This is a genomic window from Frankia sp. Hr75.2, assembly GCF_949319125.1.
Taxonomy (GTDB): Bacteria; Actinomycetota; Actinomycetes; order Frankiales; family Frankiaceae; genus Parafrankia; species Parafrankia soli.
In genome coordinates, this window is the sequence record NZ_CASGGV010000232.1 from 1 (window position 1) to 473 (window position 473).

General features: G+C 63.6%; 1 protein-coding gene. It reads right to left on the bottom strand.

Annotation, left to right across the window (positions count from 1 at the left end):
• Nucleotides 1–81: 81 nt before the first annotated feature.
• The coding region (locus AC559T_RS16755) for a transposase family protein (RefSeq protein WP_498869335.1) at nucleotides 82–473 on the bottom strand (392 nt) is incomplete at its 5' end.

Below are 473 nucleotides of genomic sequence, written 5' to 3' on the forward strand. Positions count from 1 at the left end.
ACCACGCGGACAAAGGTACCGGACCTTGTGCCCAAAGCGAGATGCCACCGCGCCAGTCGCCTACCCTACAAGTAGCTTTTCCTAGATTCCTTCCTGTTCAAGGACGAGGACGGCCTGGGCGAACTTGCCGACATGGCGTGGGCAGCCGCGGAAGCGGTTGAGGATCCGCCAGTTCTTCAGGACCGCGAACCCACGCTGGCCTGGTGCGCGGGTGGCTGCCTGGGTGCGGTTGATCTCCTTGAGCCTGTCGGAGAGCTCGCCGTTCGCGGGCTTCTTGTAAGGGACGAGGAGACGGTCGCTCTCGCCGCCGACGTACCCTTTGTCGGCGAAGAGATGGATGGTCTCCGCGCTGTTGATCACGTGGAGGACGTCGTGCATTCGCGTGGCCTTGAGGTCGTGGATCGAGCCGGGCAGCCCCTCGGAGATCCAGATCATCCGGCCGTAGGGGTCCATGAGGCCCTGCAGGTTGATCC